15 protein-coding genes and 3 pseudogenes are annotated in these 20,019 nt (G+C 44.4%); 10 read left to right on the top strand and 8 right to left on the bottom strand.

Going from position 1 to position 20,019, the window contains the following annotated elements; all coding sequences use genetic code 11:
- Nucleotides 1–94: 94 nt before the first annotated feature.
- The 3 genes and pseudogenes from AB6E54_RS18595 to AB6E54_RS18585 form a co-directional block, all read right to left on the bottom strand.
- Nucleotides 95–907 (bottom strand): DUF2861 family protein, encoded by an 813-nt coding sequence (locus tag AB6E54_RS18595; RefSeq protein WP_372097450.1) that lies wholly within the window; start codon nt 905–907, stop codon nt 95–97.
- Nucleotides 907–1,554, bottom strand: a pseudogene (locus AB6E54_RS18590) (response regulator transcription factor). Before AB6E54_RS18590 ends, AB6E54_RS18595 begins: the two are co-directional and overlap by 1 nt.
- Nucleotides 1,532–2,941, bottom strand: a complete 1,410-nt coding sequence (locus tag AB6E54_RS18585; RefSeq protein ID WP_372107115.1) for a DUF3404 domain-containing protein — start codon at nt 2,939–2,941, stop codon at nt 1,532–1,534. Before AB6E54_RS18585 ends, AB6E54_RS18590 begins: the two are co-directional and overlap by 23 nt.
- Before the next feature lie 243 nt (nt 2,942–3,184).
- Between AB6E54_RS18585 and AB6E54_RS18580 the strand changes: the two genes are divergently transcribed.
- Nucleotides 3,185–3,718, top strand: a complete 534-nt coding sequence (locus AB6E54_RS18580; RefSeq protein WP_065681435.1) for a YbhB/YbcL family Raf kinase inhibitor-like protein — start codon at nt 3,185–3,187, stop codon at nt 3,716–3,718.
- 131 nt (nt 3,719–3,849) lie between these two features.
- A complete protein-coding gene (locus tag AB6E54_RS18575; RefSeq protein ID WP_017079143.1) occupies nt 3,850–4,647 on the top strand; it encodes a helix-turn-helix transcriptional regulator in 798 nt (265 codons plus the stop codon).
- 14 nt (nt 4,648–4,661) lie between these two features.
- On the opposite strand, the gene AB6E54_RS18570 is transcribed toward AB6E54_RS18575, so the two are convergent.
- Nucleotides 4,662–5,855, bottom strand: coding sequence for an MFS transporter (locus tag AB6E54_RS18570; RefSeq protein ID WP_372107117.1), 1,194 nt, complete (start codon nt 5,853–5,855; stop codon nt 4,662–4,664).
- Between the two features lie 132 nt (nt 5,856–5,987).
- Here AB6E54_RS18570 and AB6E54_RS18565 point away from each other — a divergent pair.
- The 7 genes and pseudogenes from AB6E54_RS18565 to AB6E54_RS18535 form a co-directional block, all read left to right on the top strand.
- Nucleotides 5,988–6,605 (top strand): annotated as a pseudogene (locus tag AB6E54_RS18565) (D-serine ammonia-lyase); the annotation flags it as partial.
- Between the two features lie 225 nt (nt 6,606–6,830).
- Nucleotides 6,831–7,631: a hypothetical protein gene (locus tag AB6E54_RS18560; protein WP_372107119.1), complete on the top strand. Its 801-nt coding sequence runs from the start codon at nt 6,831–6,833 to the stop codon at nt 7,629–7,631.
- A 226-nt stretch (nt 7,632–7,857) separates the two neighbouring features.
- Complete coding sequence (locus AB6E54_RS18555; protein WP_102331902.1) at nt 7,858–8,319, top strand: lipoprotein; 462 nt, start codon at nt 7,858–7,860, stop codon at nt 8,317–8,319.
- A 356-nt stretch (nt 8,320–8,675) separates the two neighbouring features.
- A complete protein-coding gene (locus tag AB6E54_RS18550; RefSeq protein ID WP_017072180.1) occupies nt 8,676–9,539 on the top strand; it encodes a delta-class carbonic anhydrase in 864 nt (287 codons plus the stop codon).
- Nucleotides 9,540–9,773: 234 nt separating this feature from the next.
- Nucleotides 9,774–10,400 (top strand): LysE family translocator, encoded by a 627-nt coding sequence (locus AB6E54_RS18545; protein WP_017066602.1) that lies wholly within the window; start codon nt 9,774–9,776, stop codon nt 10,398–10,400.
- A gap of 226 nt (nt 10,401–10,626) precedes the next feature.
- Nucleotides 10,627–11,481: pseudogene (locus AB6E54_RS18540) on the top strand (DUF1214 domain-containing protein); the annotation flags it as partial.
- A gap of 437 nt (nt 11,482–11,918) precedes the next feature.
- Entirely contained in the window at nt 11,919–12,461 is a 543-nt protein-coding gene (locus AB6E54_RS18535; protein WP_372102666.1) for a type II secretion system protein, read from the top strand.
- Between the two features lie 95 nt (nt 12,462–12,556).
- Here the strand turns inward: AB6E54_RS18535 and AB6E54_RS18530 are convergent, their stop codons facing one another.
- Nucleotides 12,557–13,939, bottom strand: coding sequence for an MATE family efflux transporter (locus AB6E54_RS18530; protein WP_372107120.1), 1,383 nt, complete (start codon nt 13,937–13,939; stop codon nt 12,557–12,559).
- A 356-nt stretch (nt 13,940–14,295) separates the two neighbouring features.
- Here AB6E54_RS18530 and AB6E54_RS18525 point away from each other — a divergent pair, with 356 nt between their 5' ends.
- Nucleotides 14,296–14,667: a hypothetical protein gene (locus tag AB6E54_RS18525; RefSeq protein ID WP_017070038.1), complete on the top strand. Its 372-nt coding sequence runs from the start codon at nt 14,296–14,298 to the stop codon at nt 14,665–14,667.
- Between the two features lie 361 nt (nt 14,668–15,028).
- Here the strand turns inward: AB6E54_RS18525 and gcvP are convergent, their stop codons facing one another.
- The 3 genes from gcvP to AB6E54_RS18510 all read right to left on the bottom strand — a co-directional run bounded on the left by gcvP (nt 15,029) and on the right by AB6E54_RS18510 (nt 19,723).
- Complete coding sequence (gcvP, locus tag AB6E54_RS18520; RefSeq protein ID WP_372107122.1) at nt 15,029–17,908, bottom strand: aminomethyl-transferring glycine dehydrogenase; 2,880 nt, start codon at nt 17,906–17,908, stop codon at nt 15,029–15,031.
- Nucleotides 17,909–17,998: 90 nt separating this feature from the next.
- Entirely contained in the window at nt 17,999–18,379 is a 381-nt protein-coding gene (gene gcvH / locus AB6E54_RS18515; protein ID WP_008216962.1) for a glycine cleavage system protein GcvH, read from the bottom strand.
- Between the two features lie 51 nt (nt 18,380–18,430).
- On the bottom strand, nt 18,431–19,723 hold the full coding sequence (locus AB6E54_RS18510; RefSeq protein WP_008216961.1) for a serine hydroxymethyltransferase: 1,293 nt from the start codon (nt 19,721–19,723) through the stop codon (nt 18,431–18,433).
- Nucleotides 19,724–20,019 lie beyond the last annotated feature (296 nt).

Here is a 20,019-nt window from a genome sequence, read left to right as displayed (position 1 = left end):
CCGTAAAGGGTAACTACGGTTATTACACCTAAGTAGCGCTAGTGCTTTGTCACCTATATGTCTCTATTTTCTGTTTGGCTTTAGTGGTTTTCCATTAGAAAGGCACGGCGACGCGCTGCACATATTGGACTTCAATAGCGCCTTGGTATTCAAACATTTCAACCGAAGCACACAAGTGCTTGGCTTTGGTTCCAAGTGGACTTTCTGTGGGAACGGGTGCTTGCGCTGTTTTGATTGGCACTTTGTAACCCAGCAGGTTGTAGTTTTCATCAAACCATTGCCAACTCACGTTAGCGTCGGGGCAGTTGTCGATCACCTTTGGAGGCGAGAGCACGATATGTGGTTCGCTGAGTTTACTTTCGAGCGTCAGCCATCGATTACTGTTATTTAAAGCGACAATAATAGGGTAGTGATTTGAACCTATCTTTAGTTGATAAACACCAGATTCGGGTTTGATGAACATTTCATTGGTTTCAATCTCTTGATACTCATTATTGGAAGCGAGTTGTCCATCGAGAAGGACTTTACCTTTAGGCGATACCAAAGAAAGAGTTTGAGTTTCTGAGCCTTTGCTGAGTTGCTCGGCAGAGACTTTGATTTGATAACCGTGCGACGACAGGCCATAGCGTCGAATGAAGCTGACTTGGATGTGGTGTTTTGGCTCAGCACTTTGTTTGAGTAAGGTTCCACATTGAGTCTGGCTCAGGATCTCTTGTTTGACTGGCAGCCAAAGCTCACTATCGAGTGATTTGTGATCGAGTGCGATTTGCAGCTCTTGCCACGCAACTTGAGGTTGGTCATCAAGTAGAGATTGATAGGTGTGCTGCAATGGCGTGTCGGTAAACCATGCCGCATGACTTGCGAGCGGCAATGTGTAGATCAGTGCGGTTAACGAAGTAACTTTCATTATGATTCCCCGGCCAAGCGGTAATCAACGCCACGATGTGTTTCTATATTCAATGTTGGCAGCTTCTGGCGTAAGCGCAGTATGTGATTATCAATAGTTCGGGTACTAGGAAAAGCCTGATATCCCCAAATCTTATTGAGTAATTCATCTCGGTGAAACACACGACTTTGGTTCTGAACAAACAGTACCAATAGCTGAAACTCTTTAGGTTTTAGTGTTACAGGGCTTTCATCCAGATAAGCGATCCGTTCCGACAAGTTGATTTGGATATTTGCGTAAGTTAAGAGGCTCACACCTAACGGACGTAGCTGGGTAATGACTCGAGCGAGTAATTCGTCGTTCGAAAATGGTTTAGTCACATAGTCATTGGCACCCGCCATTAAACCTTCAACACGTTGTTGAACTTCTACTTTAGCGGTCAACACAATCACAGGCAGCGCTTTGAGGAGCAACTAGTTTGGAAGGTGTTGCAAGCTGTCCCCATCTTCAAGCTGTCGATCCAGTATCACAAGATCGGCTCGAAACCATTTCTTACTGGCATTCTCTGAATCCTTCGCCCAAAGGCATTGGTAACCATTGGATTCAAAGAAGCTGACGAGGCCTTGTCCAAGCAGTTGGTCGTCTTCAATCAGCAGTAGGGTGTTCATAAGCAATTTCCAAAATACATCGGGTTGGGTTACGAAGAATAATGAGGCGGCCATTCGCTTGCTTCATCAAGTGCTCGACAATAGTCAGGCCAATGCCCATGTTATCCAGTTCGTGCGTTTCACTTGGCGTGACACCAGACATGAGCCGTTGTATCGGTGAAGGGAAGTGCCCCTCGTCTTGTACCTCAATCGTCAGCTTGTCACCGAGTTCGACCTTTACCAAAACCTCACCTTTACCATGTTGTTTGGCATTCTTGATTAGATTATCCAAGCAGATGGTTAGCCAGTAATAGGGAAGGTTCAGTTCAACTTCACGCGCTTCACATTGATAAGAAATATTGTGCTTTTCACAGACATGATCGAGCCACTCTTCTAATGAAGCGTTTTGCTTCAACAAAGGCTCTGACTGATCCGAACTTAGGTACACTTTGCTGTTTTCGGTGAGCTGAGAAAGCCTTTGATAGTCAGATATTAAACGCCAAACCGCACTTTGAGTATCATCAGAAAAGTCATCGTAGCGATTTCTAAACATTTCGACGGTTAAGCCTAGGCTAGTAATAGGCGTGCGCAGTTCATGAGTAAGAAGCTGTAAAACGAACTGCCTCTCTTTTCGTTGTTTTGTTCTTAGGTATAAGACTCTAGCGAGCCCGGAAAGCAACGTTAGCAGCAATGTAAAGATCAACGTTTTCATGATCAGATTGTCATTGCTAGGCTCGTTTAAGCACACGTTACTGTAACGAAAAGTACAGGTTTCACCTGCCAAAGATACCTCTTGTTGCTCTGCGATAGGTTGCCAAACATCTAAGGGAATAGCTTTCCAGCCTTGTTCGCCACTTAACCAAAGCACATCATCTTGTTGCCAAGCGCGGTATCCATTGAGCAGTGCTTCTCTGCCTTGTGCACTTAGGCTTTCTAGTTTGTTATATAAAGGGTGCTGAGGGTTGGTAAGACTCAAAAATGGGCGTATCTGCTCGGTCACATCTGGGTAAGCGGCTAAATAACGACCAGCAAAGCTGCCACCGGCAGGGTGACGTTTGGAGTGTGCTGCAAACCAAATCGAATCTAATGTTTGTTGCTGACACAGAGCGAGCTCGAACTCGATGGCTTCATGTAATGAAGGGTTACTGCTTTCAATCGCTTGGCAGTGATCTTGTATTGACGCTAACGCTGCGATGTCGTCCCAACTGAATTGGTTGAAATCAGGATAGCGGCTATTTTCATGGAGCAGAACTTTCGGATACTGAGCCAACTCTTGTTGAGATACTAAGAGTGGGGATGATTGCCAGCTCAGTTGATACAGAGTTTGCCACTTATCTTGCAAACTTTGGGCATTGACTAGGGTTGGGAGCCAAAAGATCAAGCAAAGAGCTAATGTAAACCTGCGCATCCAATCATTCTCGTTAAAAGTCGTGGGGCGAGTCTAAAGAGTTTTGGGCGCGATTTGTAACCTGAATGTCAACAAGTGTTCTTTTAACAACAAATTGTCGAGTGGGTCATGCTTTTAAATAATAAAGTACAAATACAGTAAGTATCATTTGAATGGATTAAACTAGGTAATTATGTACTTATTGTCATTGTTGGGCAGATGGAGGGGACTATACTGGGCTCATACCTAATCAGAGGAACCGCCATGAAAACACTCATTAAATCAGTATTGGCACTTAGTATCTTAACAGCGGGCTCGGCTCAGGCATTCGAATTAACGAGTAATGATATTCAAGAAGGTCACCCAATGGCGAAGACGTTTGAATATTCAAGTTGGGGCTGTGATGGCGAGAACTTGTCACCGCAGTTGATGTGGAAAGATGCTCCAACAGGAACCAAAAGCTTTGCAATCACGGCTTATGATCCAGATGCACCAACTGAAAGTGGTTTCTGGCACTGGGTGGCGTTTGATATTCCAGCAACAGTGAGCGAGCTACCTCGCGGTGTCGATATCTCTAAAGTGGGTGGCAAAGAGGGCCGCATAGATTATGGAACGGTAGGTTTCGGTGGCGCCTGTCCTCCTGAAAAAGATGGCATGCACCGCTACCAGTTCACGGTTTGGGCATTGCCAACGGATAAGCTCAACCTAGACGAAAACACGCCGTCGGCTGTGGTTGGTTTCACGTTGAACAGCATGGCTTTAGACAAAGCGAAACTGACTACAACTTACACACGTTAATGGCTTATGTACGTCAATAATTTGTATACGTTAATAGCTTTATACACGTTGATAATTTACACAAGCTAATAAAGCGACCAGTTATTGATGCGATAGCTGGTCGTTGATAATAAGTAAACAAGGAGGATGAGATGAATCATCAATATCAAGTGACGATCTTTCGTGCAGAGCAGTTACAAAAACTGCGTAATGTGAGGATTCTATCTCCTAGTATTATTCAGATCATTACAGGCAGTAAGCGTCTGTTTTGGAAAGATTCAGCGGCAGAACTCTCACATTCTGAGCTGTTGTTGTGTGAGGCATCAGCTTCACTAAGTTTTGAGAACATGCCCCACAAAGGGCGCTTCTTATCACGAGTGTTCAGCTTTCAATTCCAACCTTCTCAGGCGATGCTTGATTTAAGTGAGGAACGCTCGAATGATCTGGGGCTGCCTAAAGTACAAGCGGATCGTAGCTTACAAGATTCACTCAATGCTCTGTTTTCCTTTGATAAACAAAGCATGAGTAAAGAGACCCAGCAGTTTTGGTTGCAGGGCTTATACCAGCAATTAGCCGAGAAGGGCGTACTGCATCGATTGTTTATTAGCTCAAACGTTTCGTTTAGCCAGAAACTCAGCCACTACCTTTCACATTCACCGGACGAGAAACATCCGTTAGAGTCGGTAGCAGAGCGCTTTGCGATGAGCCGCGCCACGCTTATCCGTAAATTGAAACTTGAAGGCATGCAATATCGTGAGGTTTTGGCTGAAGTTCGGTTGAGTCATGCGCTTTATCTGATGCAAAACGGACAGCAGAATGTGGCGATGTTAGCTCAGTCTTGCGGTTATCAATCGGAAGGGCGTTTTAGCCAGCGCTTTAAAGGGAAGTTTGGTTTGTCGCCAAGTGAATACATCAAAACTGTCGTCAGCAATAAAGTCGCGACACCATAATCATTCTGTTTGGCCTAAACGCTCACTTTTTTATCTCGTGCTGCCAGTGCTGCGAAAATCGTGCACGCAAAGGCAACAGATGCGATCAGCAGAATAGGAACACTCCAAGAATCTGTCTGAGCATGAAGCTTACCCACCAATGTTGGACCAGTGGCAGCCAACGCATAACCGATTCCTTGCGCCATACCCGACAGCGATGCGGCTTGGCTGCTATTCGAAGTTCGCAGGCCAACAAAAGAGAGAGCGATAATAAACGTAGAGCAGTTGGCTAATCCAAAGAGTCCCACCCAAAAGATCGCAAACTCAGGCAAATACAGCAGCCCAATCAATCCAATAAATACACTCGAAGTACAAAGCGTAATGAGCCATTGTTGGTTATCGCTTTTACCTAAGAACGGCAGTAACAGTAATCCCGGAACCATAGTCGAAAATTGTAGAAATCCGTAGATATAACCCGCATCGATTTCACTGTAGCCAAGGTCGTTTAAGATCTGTGGAAGCCAGCCTGCCAAAGAATAGAAGGTAAATGAGTTAAGCCCAAGAGCTAGTGTCACTTGCCATGCAATGCCACTCTTGATCATCTTCTTCATCGGAATCGGCTTTTCTTGATGCTTGTTATTGGTCGATGAAGAAGAGCGCTTTTTGATTTTAGGCAACCAGATCATCAAAGCTAATATTGGGAATATTAGGTTCATTAACAGTGCTAATTGCCAACCCGTTATCGTAAATAAGGTTAGATTTGAAAACGGCACCATCAAACTTGAACCTAACGTCGACCCGATGCCCATCGTAAAGATGTACAGAGAAGTCACAGTAGCGATGCGTGTCGGGAAGCTAACTTTCACTACTACAGGCAACAACACATTACCAATCGCGATACCAAGCCCGATCATCACCGTGCCGATATACAAGGTTGGGGTTAACCCAGCAGAGCGCAGTGTAATACCCGTAGTGATCAGAACTAAGCCTAATAACAGGCTAGGCTCTAGACCAATTCGTTGGGATATCTTGGTGACTAATGGTGAGAATAAGGCAAAAGTTAACAGTGGCAAAGCTGTTAAGAAGCCAGCAGCCGATGACGTAAGGTTGAGGCCTTCCATAACCTGAGAAAGCACAGGAGCCAAGCTCGTAAAAGGCCCACGAAGGTTAAGTGCTAGGAATAGAATCCCTAACATCACGAAAATGCTATTACGAAGAGAGGCGCTCATAGGTTGTTCTACTGTTTGCTTATGAGAAGACAGGCTAGCCTACAGATCATTGAATGATTACACAAATACCGTTTAAATAGGTTTACTAATGATTGAACCTGCGCAGTACGCGCTTAGCCAGAAAAGTCACCCATGACTGTATTAAATATCGACAAGCTCATCTCGGACTTCCCACTGCTTCAACAATTGATTGCATTGGAAGAAGTGGTTTGGTTTAACCCAAATGTGACGACTCTGGAGCGCGGTTTGCTTTATGTGGGTTTAGGCGAACAAGATATTCACGATGCGAGCATGAGGCTGCAAAGGTTTGCTCCTTATCTAGCCAAGGCGTTTCCTGAAACTCAAGCGACCAATGGCATCATCGAGTCTGAGCTTGTTGACATTCCATCTATGAAATCAGCATTGGGAGCACATTATCAGCAGCCAATAAAAGGGCGTTTGATGATGAAGAAAGACAGCCATTTGCCGATTTCAGGTTCAATCAAAGCGCGTGGTGGTATTTATGAAGTACTAACACATGCCGAGAAGCTTGCGATTGAAGCGGGGTTACTGTGTGAGAGCGATGACTACAGCAAGCTGCTCGAACCTGAGTTTCGTAACTTCTTCCAACAATACAGCATTGCGGTAGGTTCAACGGGTAATCTAGGCATGTCGATCGGTATCATGAGTGCAAAATTGGGTTTTACGGTCTCTGTTCACATGTCGGCAGACGCGAGAGCTTGGAAGAAAAGCAAACTTCGTGAGCATGGATGGCGTCAACGTTGTTGCAAATATGAGCTGCTAAAAAGATAAGTCATGATAGAAGAGTGTTGTTTATAGCTTGTACACACTCTTTCTCACCTCTAAATCCCACCTTAATTCAAACAATAACTTGCACAGATCGTTATCCAAAACACACATTTTATAAATTAAGCTTCTTAGATGTTCTAACTATCAGTTAGGTTGAGTGGCATTCAACTTGATAGGGATTGAGCAATGCAGACGGACAAAGTGATACAGATAAGACACATAAACACACCAGAAAAATTACTCCAGCGTTTAGATGCGATTGGGGAGTCTTTGGAAGCATCGGGTAAGGCTCATGCTTTGCTGGGATTGGGCTCAGTAGGTATTGAAACAGAACGACTTGATCAGTATTCAGATGTCGATTTTTTCGCAATAGTGCAAACAGGGCACAAGCAGTATTTCTTAGACAGTTTGCATTGGCTATCTGATATTCACTCAATCGACTACGCAGTGAGAAATACCGTCGATGGCTATAAAGTTCTGTACGCTGACGGAATCTTTTGTGAGTTTGCAGTGTTTGAACCCCACGAGTTAGCGCACATTCCGTTTGCTGAAGGGCGTATTGTTTGGCAGCAACATGAATTTGATACACAGTGTTGTGTTTCACCAATAAAAGGGGAGACAGACACTAATTCCCAAGATTGGATCATTGGTGAGGCTCTAACCAATCTTTATGTGGGTATGTCTCGTTATAACCGAGGCGAAAAGCTGTCGGGCAGTCGGTTCGTTCAATCTTACGCACTCGATCGTTTGATCGATCTTGTGGATCAAACTGAACAGTCTGAGCCTGAATTCGTTGATGAATTTATGTCGGATAGAAGGCTAGAAGCACGCTTCCCTAAGTTTGCCCAATTGCTACCAACCTTTACCCAAGGCTACGAGCGCACCGCTGAATCGGCACTTGCCCAACTAGCATTCCTCAACACCCACTTCGCAGTCAACCAAGCCATGTGTGACCGAATCTCTGAACTGTGTTCCAGTAAAGATTAAGCTTATAGCGTGTGAATCCCCAAGCCTAACTGACACCACCTTTCAGATGATAAGCGGCGGGCAACCTAATTGAGCTCTCGAATTATTATTCTTAAGCACTAAACCCGTACGCTTTTGTTTACTCTTCAAGACCGTGACTGTTCGTGTTTACTCCGCTTATCACTGGATGTCGTCAGCCAAATAAAATACAATCGAACAATGTTTTATTAATTCGTGCTTTATCATTATGATGAGAAAATTACTCATATTCATCGTTAGCCTGTTCTTCTTAACAGCCTGTTCTTCAACGAGTAATCATCAGCTAGACGACGAGACATTGAGCAACGAAGACGCTATGTCGAAAAGTATAGAGGGAGAGAGTAATCTCGAGACTTCAAAGGATACAAACGCTGAGACCAGCGTTGATTCTTCCCATGATTCAATCGTTAATCATCAACCACTCACTAACCTTGATTCAAATAAAGACACGATAGCTCACGCCAATGCAGAGCCAGAATCAGTGGAGCCTTCTCAAATAGAAGCGACAGAAACAACTGAAAGCGATGCTAAGAGTGGCGGTGAAAAAGGCATCGGAAGCTATTTTATTCGTCATAATAAACCGACTAAGACGGTGATTAAATCACTAGAGGGCGTGACAGATGCATTGAACGTCATGACGTTTGGGATATTTGCCACCGGTAACGGTTAAATCGTTAACCTAGAACGACAACCTAATAGATAGAATGAAACGTGAAGGCGAGCCAGATGGTTCGCCTTTTTTGGTCTTCTAAATCTGGCCACCATTCTTCCTAAGAATCGTGTTTACTTATCTGAGCGCTGAGTCAGGCGACGGTTAACGAAAATAGGAATTATTAGTTCTGGAAGGGAGTCGCCGAATTTACCCTGTTTGACTTGTTATATGCATCAAGGGTTCTAATACTCATCCCAAAGTAAGCAATGAAATCTAATCTTACAAAGACAACTCTTATATTCACTTACGAGCATAGTAAGATGTTTGCTGTTAAGTAGGTTTAGGTTTAGTTATCAATATTCTAGGGAAGAAAAATGAAGAATAAGAGTGTGTTTTTAAGTGCCGCATTGGTGATGTTGTCAGCTCATGCAAATGCATCAGATGCGAACCATGAGTCTGTATCAGATGGAGTTATCGCAGAACAAAGAGCGAAGCTTTCTGAAAATACCCAAGGACAAGGTTTTGGACCGCAAGCTCCACGAGATTTGGGTTCATTAGAAGGTAAAAATACTAGGCTGTTCTCGGATGCCCCTGATTCAACAGCGATGAACTTATGTAATATTCACTTCCATAAAAATGCTGAGCATAAAGGTGGAGAGTTTACTCAATACGCTGGTAACGGTGATGGTAAGGGATTCCAGAGTGGCTTTAAATACACAGGCAAGCTGAGTTCTGCTGAGCTGAAACCATTTGAGGGCAAGGTTTGTCCGAGCGAGCATGGTTCTTTGCATTCGGGTGACACCATTGAAGTTCACTATGTTTATTCAACGGCGCAAGTTGAACCGGGTGAAACACTGGGTGCTTGTTTTAACGATGCGATTACCAACCCGCAACTGCGTGTAGAAACCCAAGTTTACGTATTAGTGAATGACGACAAAGCACCCGACTTTGAAGCGCTCGCTAAACATTCAAAAGTGAACGGCTTACACCAAGCACCAAACATCCCACAAGATACGGGCTCAGCGATCCAATACGCAGGCTCTACAACGGGTCCTGGTTATAATGAGCAAGGTTCACCTTTCCAAGTAACATGGAGCGTTAGACCACAAGTCGCGAAAGTAAATATCGCGACAGTAGGTAGCTGGTGTGAAGGCAATGACTTTAACGAAGATCACGCCCACGGTGTGAGAAATTTGGTGGTTAACCCTGAGTTGTTATCACCCATTCGTAACGACTAAACGATTCTGGCGAACAAAATGATTAAGGCGAGCCAATAGGTTCGCCTTTTTTATGCCCTAACGAAAAGTACTTAGGTTTAGGTTTAATTAAGTCTGGTGGGTAAATTACGTGCGACACTTATTCAATACATGAGTTGTGTAAATCGTATTTAGTAAAAAACGTTCTTTACCAGAATCGAAGCTCCATGATACGTTCATGATCAATTATGTTGGGTTATAGAAAAGGACAGTTCAATGTCATTAGAAAGTGCGATTACATTCTTTATTGCCATGTTTGTATTTGGTATTACTCCGGGGCCTGGCGTCTTTGCCATTTTAGCTCGTGCTATGGTTCAAGGATGGCGAAAGTGCGTCACGCTTTCGTTAGGTATGATATGCAGTGATCTTATTTACCTTGCGCTTGCCTGTTTCGGTCTAGCAACGATTGCCGAGAATTGGTCGATTGCGTTTGAGGTGATTCGCTATGTTGGTGCAGCTTATTTGATTTACTTGGGCTACAAGATGTTTAAGAGCCTGCCTGAAGTGCAAGGCTCTGCGGAACTTGCGGCCAAACAGAGTCAGAAATCTGAACTCGCGAGTTTCGCGCAAGGCTTTTTGATTTCAGCATCGAACCCTAAAGTGATTCTGTTTTATATTTCGTTCTTGCCGACTTTTATTGATCTGACTGTTCTGCGCTCACAAGATATCGTATTAGTTTCTGCTTTAGCATCTGTTGCTCTGATGTCAGGCTTAATGCTTATCGCTGTGGGCGCGGGCAGAATGGCAGGTTTGTTAAAAACGCCACGCGCACATAAAAGGTTAAACCAAAGTGCTGGTGGAATAATGATTGCTGCTGGCTCATATTTGGCGATCAATCGATAAATACGAATCTTTAAACAAAAAGGCGAACCGATGGGTTCGCCTTTTTAGTTGGATATAAATGCCATCGTTTAAACAGAGACTTGTTTGTTAGTCACAATGGTGCAATTATTTAACGAGTGATATTACTCAGATGCATGTCTTATGATGACTATCGAACAACAGCTTTCTCGGCTGGATCTAAACTTATTGGTGTCGTTAAGTGTTTTAATCAAAGAGAGGAACGTAACGCGAGCTAACGCCAACAGATGAACAGGATGTGGTTCGAATGAACCGAGACACCTACTACTCAATGGCAGTAATTAATGTATCAAAGGGGGCGACCGTCACGTTACCTGAGATCCCTGAAGGCAAGTACATGTCGATGGAAGTGATTACTGAAGATCACCGCATTCAGCCAATGCAATACGGTTCAGGTACGTTTGATCTTTCTACTCATAGCGGTGATCACGTTTACGTCATTGTTCGTACCGACGCGACATTCTCGAAAAATGAAGTTCATGAAATCCAAGATAAAATGAGCATTGATGCAAAAGCGGATGGCGAGTTTACTGCTATGCAAGTGGATGAGAAATCTTTTGAAGAGGTAGAGACGAGCCTTAAGATGGAAATGCCAACAATACTTAAGCGAGATGGCGCTCAAGCGACATTTGGTATGTTTACAAGCCCTGAAGATGCTTCAAAAGAGATGTTTACTAAAGAGAAATACGCAGTTGGCGCAGCTGTCGGTTGGGGAGGCGCACAGCTAGAAGATAACATCTATGAAATCTCTGGAAACTTCCCAACAGATACTTGTCATCAGGTAACTTTTGAAGACCCTAAAAACCAAGCGTTTTGGTCGGTAACGGTCTACAACAAGCAAGGTTTCATGTTTGGTGAAGTGGCGAACGTAAGCTCAAACACGGCTGAGAAAAATGCAGACGGCACTTACACCGTAAGCTTTGGTTGTGGTGATGATGCAGTAAACAACATCAAAACAGAAAACGATTCTGGTGTGTTTAACTTAGCTTTCCGTCATTACATTCCAAGCCAAAAAGTACGTGATGGATTCCGAGTGCTTCCTTACGTGAAAGCAGTGAACTAATGTTGCGATAGTCGTACAACGATTATAGATGCGCGTTATTACCAAATGGCAATAACGCGCTTTTTTATGGATTCTATTTCATTTCTTGCTTTCTTAAGTGTAGAAACACAAAGGGCGACTCAAAAATGGTCTAACTTTGATTATACGCAGCGAGCCTCAGTTCAAATAAATCAATTAAACCTTCTTCCATCGATACTTTCAGTTGCACCACGCATTTGATCGAATTTAAACCCGCTGACACCTTATGTGATAACGCTTCCAGTTATCTTTTCAGCCTCTAAAGGGAACAAATACCACAACCAGCGTTATAAAAAGCGATAGCCGTGGAGTGTTATGAGTCCTATTTGAGGTGTATAGTTATAGGTAATTCATTGGGTTATTGAATGTTTAAGTTATCAAAAGATGCGGATGTCATGAAGAAAAACGGATTTACTTTAATGGAATTAATCATCGTGATCGTGATACTCGGAGTATTAGCGGTAACGGCTGCTCCAAGATTCCTTGGTATTCAGGAATCAGCGAGAGAAGCGGTACTTGAAGGTGTTGCGGGTGCGATGGAAGGCGTGATCACGCAAGTGACTTCTAAAGCTATTATCGTTGGGCTTAACCCTGATGCATCAAACCCAGGAGATCAGAGCAACTATGTGATCGATTTTGGTATCGGTAGTGTTGAGGTTGACTGGGGCACACTTTGTCCGGAAAGCCGAGGGGAGTCGGGCGACAAATTGACGATGATCGATTTTATGACCTTATCAGATGATGACAGCTTAACTTCTGATTTTGGTAATCGACACACTGTGATCGGGTATGAATACGACTTTACCCAAGCTGAATTAGATAGTACGAACATAACGGATGCGGATCTAGAGACGCGCCAAGGTTGCTTTGTTCTTTATGACTCTTTTGGCCGAACAAATGGCAGCCAATGTCCTGATGAAGGATGTGAGTGTACAGTTCGTATTGTAAACAACAATTGTTAAACCGAACCCTGTAACTGATTTTAAGGCTTCGAATAAAAAGCGCGTTATCGCCAATGGCAGTAACACGCTTTTTTGTATCAGTTTATTGGTTTATCTTAATTTGCTGTTACCGCATCTGCTGGTGGCAAGTCACGCTTCTTAATCACGTAACGTAAGCGAAGTAGCATCAGAGCGGCTGACACACTCAAGCCCGTTAGAATACCAATCCAAAAGCCTTCTTCACCCATTGCTGGAACAATGTGGTCTGTTAAGCCCAACACCATACCCAGTGGTAACGCTAAGCCCCAGTATGAAGCGATAGCTAAGATCATCGGGATCTTAGTATCTTTATAACCACGCAGTGCGCCGTTAGCAGAGGTTTGCAATGCATCACTGAATTGGTACATAGCGGTAAAGGTCAACAATACTGCTGCTGTCGCGCTTATTGTAGGGTCGGTTGTGTAAAGCCTAATGATCCACTCAGGGAACAGAAGGAACATCGCAACCGAAAGTAATGAAATCAACGCCGCAACCAAGATACCGACTTTGCTGCGTTCAATCGCACCGAGTTCGTCTTTTTCACCTAGAGCGTGCCCAACACGAATCGTAATGCCAAACGAGATACTCATCGGGATCACATAAGTTAGGCTCGAAATGTTAAGTGCAATTTGCGCGGCTGCTACGTTCTCAGCGCCAATACGACCAATCATCAGTGCGATTACCGCAAAGATGCTGCCACACACTGCAATGTTCATCCCGATGGGTAAACCTAATCTTAGAAGGTGAAGCATCTCTTTTGCTTTTGGCTTCGCATCTGAAAACTTGATGATGGTCTTGTAGTGGTGATGACCTTTAATGTAGGAATACAGCATTCCCGACATTAACCAGTACACCAAGCTTGTCGCCCAACCACAACCTACAGCGCCCATTTCAGGGAAGCCGAACTTACCGTAGATAAGCACGTAGTTGACCGGAATATTGACCAATAAACCAACCACAGAAATGATCATTGGCACTTTGGTGTTGTTCATACCTTCACAGAAACCGTTCAAGGTGTAGAACAGGGCAATACCCGGCACACCGAAGGCGAGGGCAAAGGCATAGTCACTGCCGATAGGGATGATTTCAGCGGCAACCCCAATCCATTCCAAGAGCGGTTTGGCACTTACGAGGTAAGCGATGAGTAGTACGCTAGCAATTAATGCCAACCAAACCATCTGGAAGAATTCAACAGAGATACTTTGGAAGTCGCGAGCGCCTCTGTGATAAGCGACTACAGGCGTTAACGCCATAATCACACCACGCAGCAACAGCAACACAGGAATCCAAAGGCTGGTGCCGAGTGCAATAGCGGCAAGATCAGCAGGGCTTACTTGGCCAGCCATTGTCGTATCGACAAATCCCATCGCTTGGGTAGCTATTTGAGTCAAAATGATTGGAATCGAAAGGTGCATAAGCGCACCCGATTCACGAGTAAAAGGACGAAGTTTCGTTAGCATGGAAGTTCAAAACACCAATATAAATGCACCAGTGATGGCAGGATGGCCGGTGTGCATTTTAGGATGTGCCCCGTTTGGGCGGCGACAATATAAACACCTTACCGTATACGGTCAAGCATTGGATTTATAGAGTTTTACTTGCTCCGAGGTAAGGGTAGGTTGTGATGGTTACAACACGGATATAACGCGCGTAAGCTCATGATTTAGTGGGAATCATACTAGACGGGTAAATTCTACATTTGCCACGCTAATCACTAAGATTACGGTATAAGTGATTGTTATGGAAAGACAAAGGCTAGTACAATTGATAGCATAAAAACTTGATAGAAAAGTGCGGTATTTAAATATGGAGTTATATGAAAGATTTATTAATACCATTGTTTATTGCAATTATAGTAACCATTATTTCAAAATTATTAGAAAACAAGTTGAGTAGTATGTCGTCACGCAAAAAGTCTGATGATTACTTAAGACAAATCATGATGAAGTTGCTAACGTTGGGGGCAATTTCTGTTATTTCTTACCAACTATACTTGGAAGTTATGAGTGATGGCCCTATTGATAAATTTTCAGTTTTGAAAATGATTTTATTATCTATCTCTGGTGTGGTCTTAATGTTTCTGAATTTGATTCATAAAATTTGGGTGTTTTTAGGAGAGATGAATGAAGTGCAAAAGGAGTCTTTAAGTATAGTTAAGGACTCAATTCATACACGCCCAAAACAGTGAAGCCCTAACAAACGACTATGGCGCCAATAGCAATTTGTAACTACATGACTCTTAAGTACTTTCACGTCTTCGTTTGAAATCTAATGCCATATCAGGTTCCTACTGCCACAAAGCCAGCAGAAACACTAATAACCCAATCCCAAGCGTGACCTTTAGAAGTAAGCCAAGAGGGGCTCCACCTTTTGGCGCTTTATTGCAACATCCCATCATCGTTTCCTCATTCATCGTTAGATTCATTTCACCTTAAACTTTTACCTTACGGTAAGGTCAATGCATTTGTTTACGTCGAATTTCAGAAAACAAAAAGGCGAACCATTTGGTTCGCCTTTTGTTATGTTTCACTGCTTAGCGCCGCTACGAATTATTCTTCGTAGTTATCGATGCTTGGGCAAGAACAGATTAGATTACGGTCGCCGTATACGTTGTCTACACGGTTAACTGTTGGCCAGTACTTCGAGTTCTTCGTTGCTTTCGATGGGAAACAACCAAGTTCACGAGAGTAAGGGCGATCCCATTCTGCGCCAGCTAGATCAACTTGTGTGTGCGGTGCGTTCACTAGAGGGTTGTTGTCTAGTGGCCATTCACCGTTTTTCACTGCTGCCATTTCGTGGCGGATTGCGATCATCGCTTCACAGAAACGGTCCAGCTCTTCTAGGTCTTCTGACTCAGTTGGCTCTACCATTAGCGTGCCAGCTACTGGGAAAGACATAGTCGGTGCGTGGAAACCGAAGTCCATCAGACGCTTAGCAATATCTTCTTCGCTGATGCCTGTGTCTTCTTTAAGCGGACGAATATCGATAATACATTCGTGCGCTACGCGGCCGTTAGTGCCACGGTAAAGAACAGGGTAGTGAGGACGTAGTTTTTCCATCACGTAGTTCGCGTTCAGAATCGCTACTTTAGTTGCGTCTGTTAGGCCTGGTTCGCCCATCATTGCGATGTAAGCCCAAGAGATAGGTAGAATTGAAGCACTACCTAGATCTGCAGCTGATACCGCGTAGTCAGAACCTTGCACACCGTTTTCGATGTGACCTGGTAGGAAAGGTGCTAGGTGTGATTTAACACCGATAGGACCCATACCCGGACCGCCACCACCGTGTGGGATACAGAATGTTTTGTGTAGGTTCAAGTGGGATACGTCTGAACCAATGAAGCCAGGTGAAGTTAGACCTACTTGAGCGTTCATGTTCGCGCCGTCTAGGTAAACCTGACCGCCCGCTGCGTGTACTTGTTCACACACTTCTTTCACTTGCTCTTCGTATACGCCGTGCGTAGAAGGGTAAGTGATCATGATGCTTGATAGGTTTTCTTTGTGCTTCTCGATTTTCGCTGCTAGGTCTGTCATGTCGATGTTGCCATCTTCATCACACTTAACAACCACTACCTTCATAGAAACCATTGATGCTGTTGCAGGGTTAGTACCGTGCGCCGAGCTTGGAATCAGACAAACGTTACGGTGACCTTCACCGCGGCTTGCGTGGTAGCGTTGAATCGCGATTAGACCTGCGTATTCGCCAGATGCTCCAGAGTTAGGCTGTAGTGAGAAATCGTCGTAACCGGTGATTTCACATAGCTTCTCTTTAAGATCTTTTGCTAGTGCTGTGTAACCCGCCGCTTGCTCTAGAGGTGCGAATGGGTGAATTGAACCAAACTCAGGCCATGTTACTGGAATCATCTCAGCAGCAGCGTTCAGCTTCATCGTACAGCTGCCCAGTGGGATCATGCCGTGCGTTAGTGAGAAGTCTTTGTTCTCAAGCTGTTTTAGGTAACGCATCATTTGCGTTTCGCTGTGGTGCGTGTTGAACACTGGGTGAGTTAGGAACTCTGATTCACGACGACAGTTTTCTGGAATTGCCGCAAACTCATTTGATGCAATGTCAGAAGATAGCGCTTGAACGTCTTCTTTTACGTCGAAGATAGCGAATAGGGCATTCACGTCGTCGACTGTGGTTGTTTCATCTAAGCTGATACCGATCTTACCTTTAAGAAGGCGCAAGTTGATGTCTGCTGCTTGTGCTTTCGCGTACAGTGCATCTGTCTTCTCTTCAGAGTTGATTGTGATGGTATCGAAGAAGCTGTTGTTTGTTAGCTCGTAACCCGCTTTAGTCAGGCCAGCCGCTAGGATAGCTGTCATGTGGTGTGTACGACGAGCGATAGTACGTAGGCCTTCTGCACCGTGGTAAACCGCGTAGAAAGACGCCATGTTTGCTAGAAGTGCTTGAGCTGTACAGATGTTCGATGTCGCTTTCTCGCGGCGGATGTGTTGCTCACGAGTTTGCATTGCCATACGTAGCGCTTGGTTACCGTGAGTATCGATAGAAACACCGATTACACGACCTGGCATTGTACGCTTATGCTTTTCACGAGTACCCATGAATGCAGCGTGTGGACCGCCGTACCCCATAGGAACGCCGAAACGTTGTGCTGAACCGATTACTACGTCTGCGCCCATTTCGCCAGCAGGCTTAAGTAGAGCAGATGCGAGTAGGTCAGTAGCAACGGTTACTAGAGTTTTGTTTGCTTGAGCTTTCGCAATGATGTCTGTTAGGTCACGAACTTCGCCCGTTGTACCAGGGTATTGAACTAATGCACCAAATACGTCTTGCTCTGGAAGTGTTTCAAGAGCGCCAACCATTACTTCAAAACCGATGTACTCAGCACGAGTTTTAACAACTTCTAGTGTTTGAGGGTGAACATCGTCAGCAACGAAGAATACTTTGCTCTTGCTTTTACCAGCACGCTTACACAGTGTCATTGCTTCGCCAGCCGCTGTCGCTTCGTCAAGAAGAGACGCGTTCGCGATTTCCATACCTGTAAGGTCCATTACCATTTGTTGGTAATTTAGTAGAGCTTCAAGACGACCTTGAGAGATCTCTGGTTGGTATGGTGTGTAAGCTGTGTACCAGCCTGGGTTCTCTAAAACGTTACGTAGAATAACGTTTGGAGTGAATGTGTTGTAGTAGCCTTGGCCAATGAAAGTACGTTTCACTTGGTTTAGATTAGCGATCTCTTTAAGAGAGGTCAGCATGTCCATTTCGCTCAGTGGCGCAGCAAGTGTCATTGGTTTTTCAAGACGGATTTGTGCAGGAACCGTTTCGTCGATCAGTGCGTCTAGGCTAGTCGCGTTGATCGCTTCAAGCATTTTTTGCTGGTCTGCTTTATTTGGGCCGTTATGACGAGCAACAAACTCGTTTTGTGTACCCAAGTCTTTCAGTAATTGGCTTTGAAGTAATTCAGTCATGATATCGTTCTACTTTCTCTCTGGAGCCGTGAGCTAGCCCCTAAAATTAAGCTGCTCACAAGAGCAGCTTTATCGTAATGAGGTTACCTATTAGTCTTCTTCGATAGAGCTTAGGTATTCTTCCGCATCTTTAAGGTTGTCTAGTTCAGACGCATCAGACATCTTCACTTTAACAATCCAACCACCTTCATAAGGTTCTTCGTTGATTAGCTCTGGGCTATCTTCTAGTTCTTCGTTGATTTCTACGATTTCACCAGAGATTGGCGCGTAGATATCAGAAGCAGCTTTAACTGACTCAACTAGAGAGAAGCTTTCGCCAGCTTCAATTTCGTCTTCAGTTTCAGGCAGGTCAACAAACACAACGTCACCTAGCATCTCTTGAGCGTGCTCAGAAATACCGATAGTTACAGTACCGTCACCGTTGTCTTTTACCCACTCGTGGCTGTCTGCAAACTTAAGTGTATTGTCCATTGCTTATTCTCCAAAAATTTATGAGGTTTTAATTTAAATCTTAAAAACGGATTAACGGTAAAGAGGGAAGCGTTTGCAAAGCTCTTTAACTTGCTTGCGAACACGTTGCTCAACTTCAGCGTTGCCTTCAGGGCTTTCAACTAAGCCATCAAGAACATCACCGATCCATTCACCGATAAGTTTGAATTCTTCAGTGCCAAAACCACGACTGGTTCCAGCTGGCGTACCTAAACGAATACCCGAAGTAATCATAGGCTTCTCTGAGTCGAATGGTATGCCATTTTTGTTACATGTGATCCCAGCACGCTCTAATGCTTCTTCAGTTACGTTACCTTTCAAGCCCTTAGGACGAAGGTCAACCAGCATTAGGTGCGTGTCAGTTCCGCCAGTCACAATGTCACAACCGCGAGTTTGCAACACTTCAGCAAGAACTTTTGCGTTATCGATCACTGAATTAATATAAGTATTAAATTCTGGGCCAAGTGCTTCGCCAAATGCGACAGCTTTAGCCGCAATTACGTGCATTAGTGGGCCGCCTTGTAGGCCTGGGAATACTGCAGAATTGATCTTTTTATTGATGTCTTCGTGGTTGGTCAGAATCATACCGCCGCGTGGGCCACGAAGTGTTTTGTGTGTCGTTGTCGTTACAACGTGCGCGTGTGGCAGTGGGCTAGGGTGTGCACCTGTCGCGATAAGCCCCGCGATGTGTGCCATATCTACCATAAGGATAGCGCCAACTTCGTCAGCGATTTCGCGGAATTTAGCGAAGTCGATAACGCGTGGGATAGCACTACCACCTGCAATAATCATTTTAGGTTGGCATTCGATAGCGAGAGCGCGTACCGCTTCGTAATCGATTTCAAGAGTGTCGCGGTCTACGCCGTATTGAACTGCGTTGAACCATTTGCCTGAAAGCGCAGGGCGTGCACCGTGCGTAAGGTGACCACCAGCGTCAAGAGACATACCTAGGATAGTGTCGCCAGGTTGAAGTAGGGCAAGTTTAACTGCGCCGTTCGCTTGAGCACCTGAGTGAGGTTGTACGTTCGCGTATTCACACTTGAATAGCTGTTTAGCACGTTCAATCGCGATAGCTTCTACTGTATCTACGTGCTCACAACCACCGTAGTAACGACGACCTGGGTAGCCTTCTGCGTATTTGTTGGTAAGGCAAGTGCCTTGAGCTTGCATTACTGCTTTAGAAACGATGTTCTCAGAAGCAATAAGTTCTATTTGTTCGTTTTGACGAGTGTTCTCTGCTTGGATTCCAGCAAATACTGCGTCGTCAGTCGCAGATAGGTTCGTAGAGAAAAAACTGTCTAAGCTATGGTTTTGATAAGCGTTCATTGTCGAGACCTTTCATTAAGCTAATGGTGATTGTTTTTATAGTCCATTAGGTCTTACGTTGATTTCTGCATCGGTATCGTTTGCGTTATTTAGGTGTATAAATGGTGCGTTGATTCTTATTTATACGACCATAGCGTCAAAGCGATCGTTGTAGGGTCAATGCAGCACGAATTGGTTCCCAAAAATTTCGGGTAAAAAACAGCTCTTACAAATGTTAAATCTATCACTTGCTGCAAGCTGAAGTAGCATCTCTTCATCTAACAAGTCGATAACATAGCTCCGATAAAATCAATTTT

The sequence above is a fragment of the Vibrio sp. 10N.247.311.49 genome (assembly GCF_041467655.1).
Classification (GTDB): domain Bacteria; phylum Pseudomonadota; class Gammaproteobacteria; order Enterobacterales; family Vibrionaceae; genus Vibrio; species Vibrio crassostreae_C.
Note: the sequence above shows the minus strand (reverse complement) of the source record. Positions and strands in the feature narration are given on the sequence as shown.

Excerpts from the sequence above, each read along its gene's own strand:
- AB6E54_RS18510 (WP_008216961.1), bottom strand. The coding sequence starts at position 19,723 with ATGAACGCTTATCAAAACCATAGCTTAGACAGTTTTTTCTCTACGAAC.
- AB6E54_RS18545 (WP_017066602.1), top strand. The coding sequence starts at position 9,774 with ATGTCATTAGAAAGTGCGATTACATTCTTTATTGCCATGTTTGTATTT.
- AB6E54_RS18535 (WP_372102666.1), top strand. The coding sequence starts at position 11,919 with ATGGAATTAATCATCGTGATCGTGATACTCGGAGTATTAGCGGTAACG.
- AB6E54_RS18580 (WP_065681435.1), top strand. The coding sequence starts at position 3,185 with ATGAAAACACTCATTAAATCAGTATTGGCACTTAGTATCTTAACAGCG.
- AB6E54_RS18525 (WP_017070038.1), top strand. The coding sequence starts at position 14,296 with ATGAAAGATTTATTAATACCATTGTTTATTGCAATTATAGTAACCATT.
- gcvH (WP_008216962.1), bottom strand. The coding sequence starts at position 18,379 with ATGGACAATACACTTAAGTTTGCAGACAGCCACGAGTGGGTAAAAGAC.
- AB6E54_RS18555 (WP_102331902.1), top strand. The coding sequence starts at position 7,858 with ATGATGAGAAAATTACTCATATTCATCGTTAGCCTGTTCTTCTTAACA.
- AB6E54_RS18550 (WP_017072180.1), top strand. The coding sequence starts at position 8,676 with ATGAAGAATAAGAGTGTGTTTTTAAGTGCCGCATTGGTGATGTTGTCA.
- gcvP (WP_372107122.1), bottom strand. The coding sequence starts at position 17,908 with ATGACTGAATTACTTCAAAGCCAATTACTGAAAGACTTGGGTACACAA.
- AB6E54_RS18575 (WP_017079143.1), top strand. The coding sequence starts at position 3,850 with ATGAATCATCAATATCAAGTGACGATCTTTCGTGCAGAGCAGTTACAA.
- AB6E54_RS18560 (WP_372107119.1), top strand. The coding sequence starts at position 6,831 with ATGCAGACGGACAAAGTGATACAGATAAGACACATAAACACACCAGAA.
- AB6E54_RS18530 (WP_372107120.1), bottom strand. The coding sequence starts at position 13,939 with ATGCTAACGAAACTTCGTCCTTTTACTCGTGAATCGGGTGCGCTTATG.
- AB6E54_RS18585 (WP_372107115.1), bottom strand. The coding sequence starts at position 2,941 with ATGCGCAGGTTTACATTAGCTCTTTGCTTGATCTTTTGGCTCCCAACC.
- AB6E54_RS18595 (WP_372097450.1), bottom strand. The coding sequence starts at position 907 with ATGAAAGTTACTTCGTTAACCGCACTGATCTACACATTGCCGCTCGCA.
- AB6E54_RS18570 (WP_372107117.1), bottom strand. The coding sequence starts at position 5,855 with ATGAGCGCCTCTCTTCGTAATAGCATTTTCGTGATGTTAGGGATTCTA.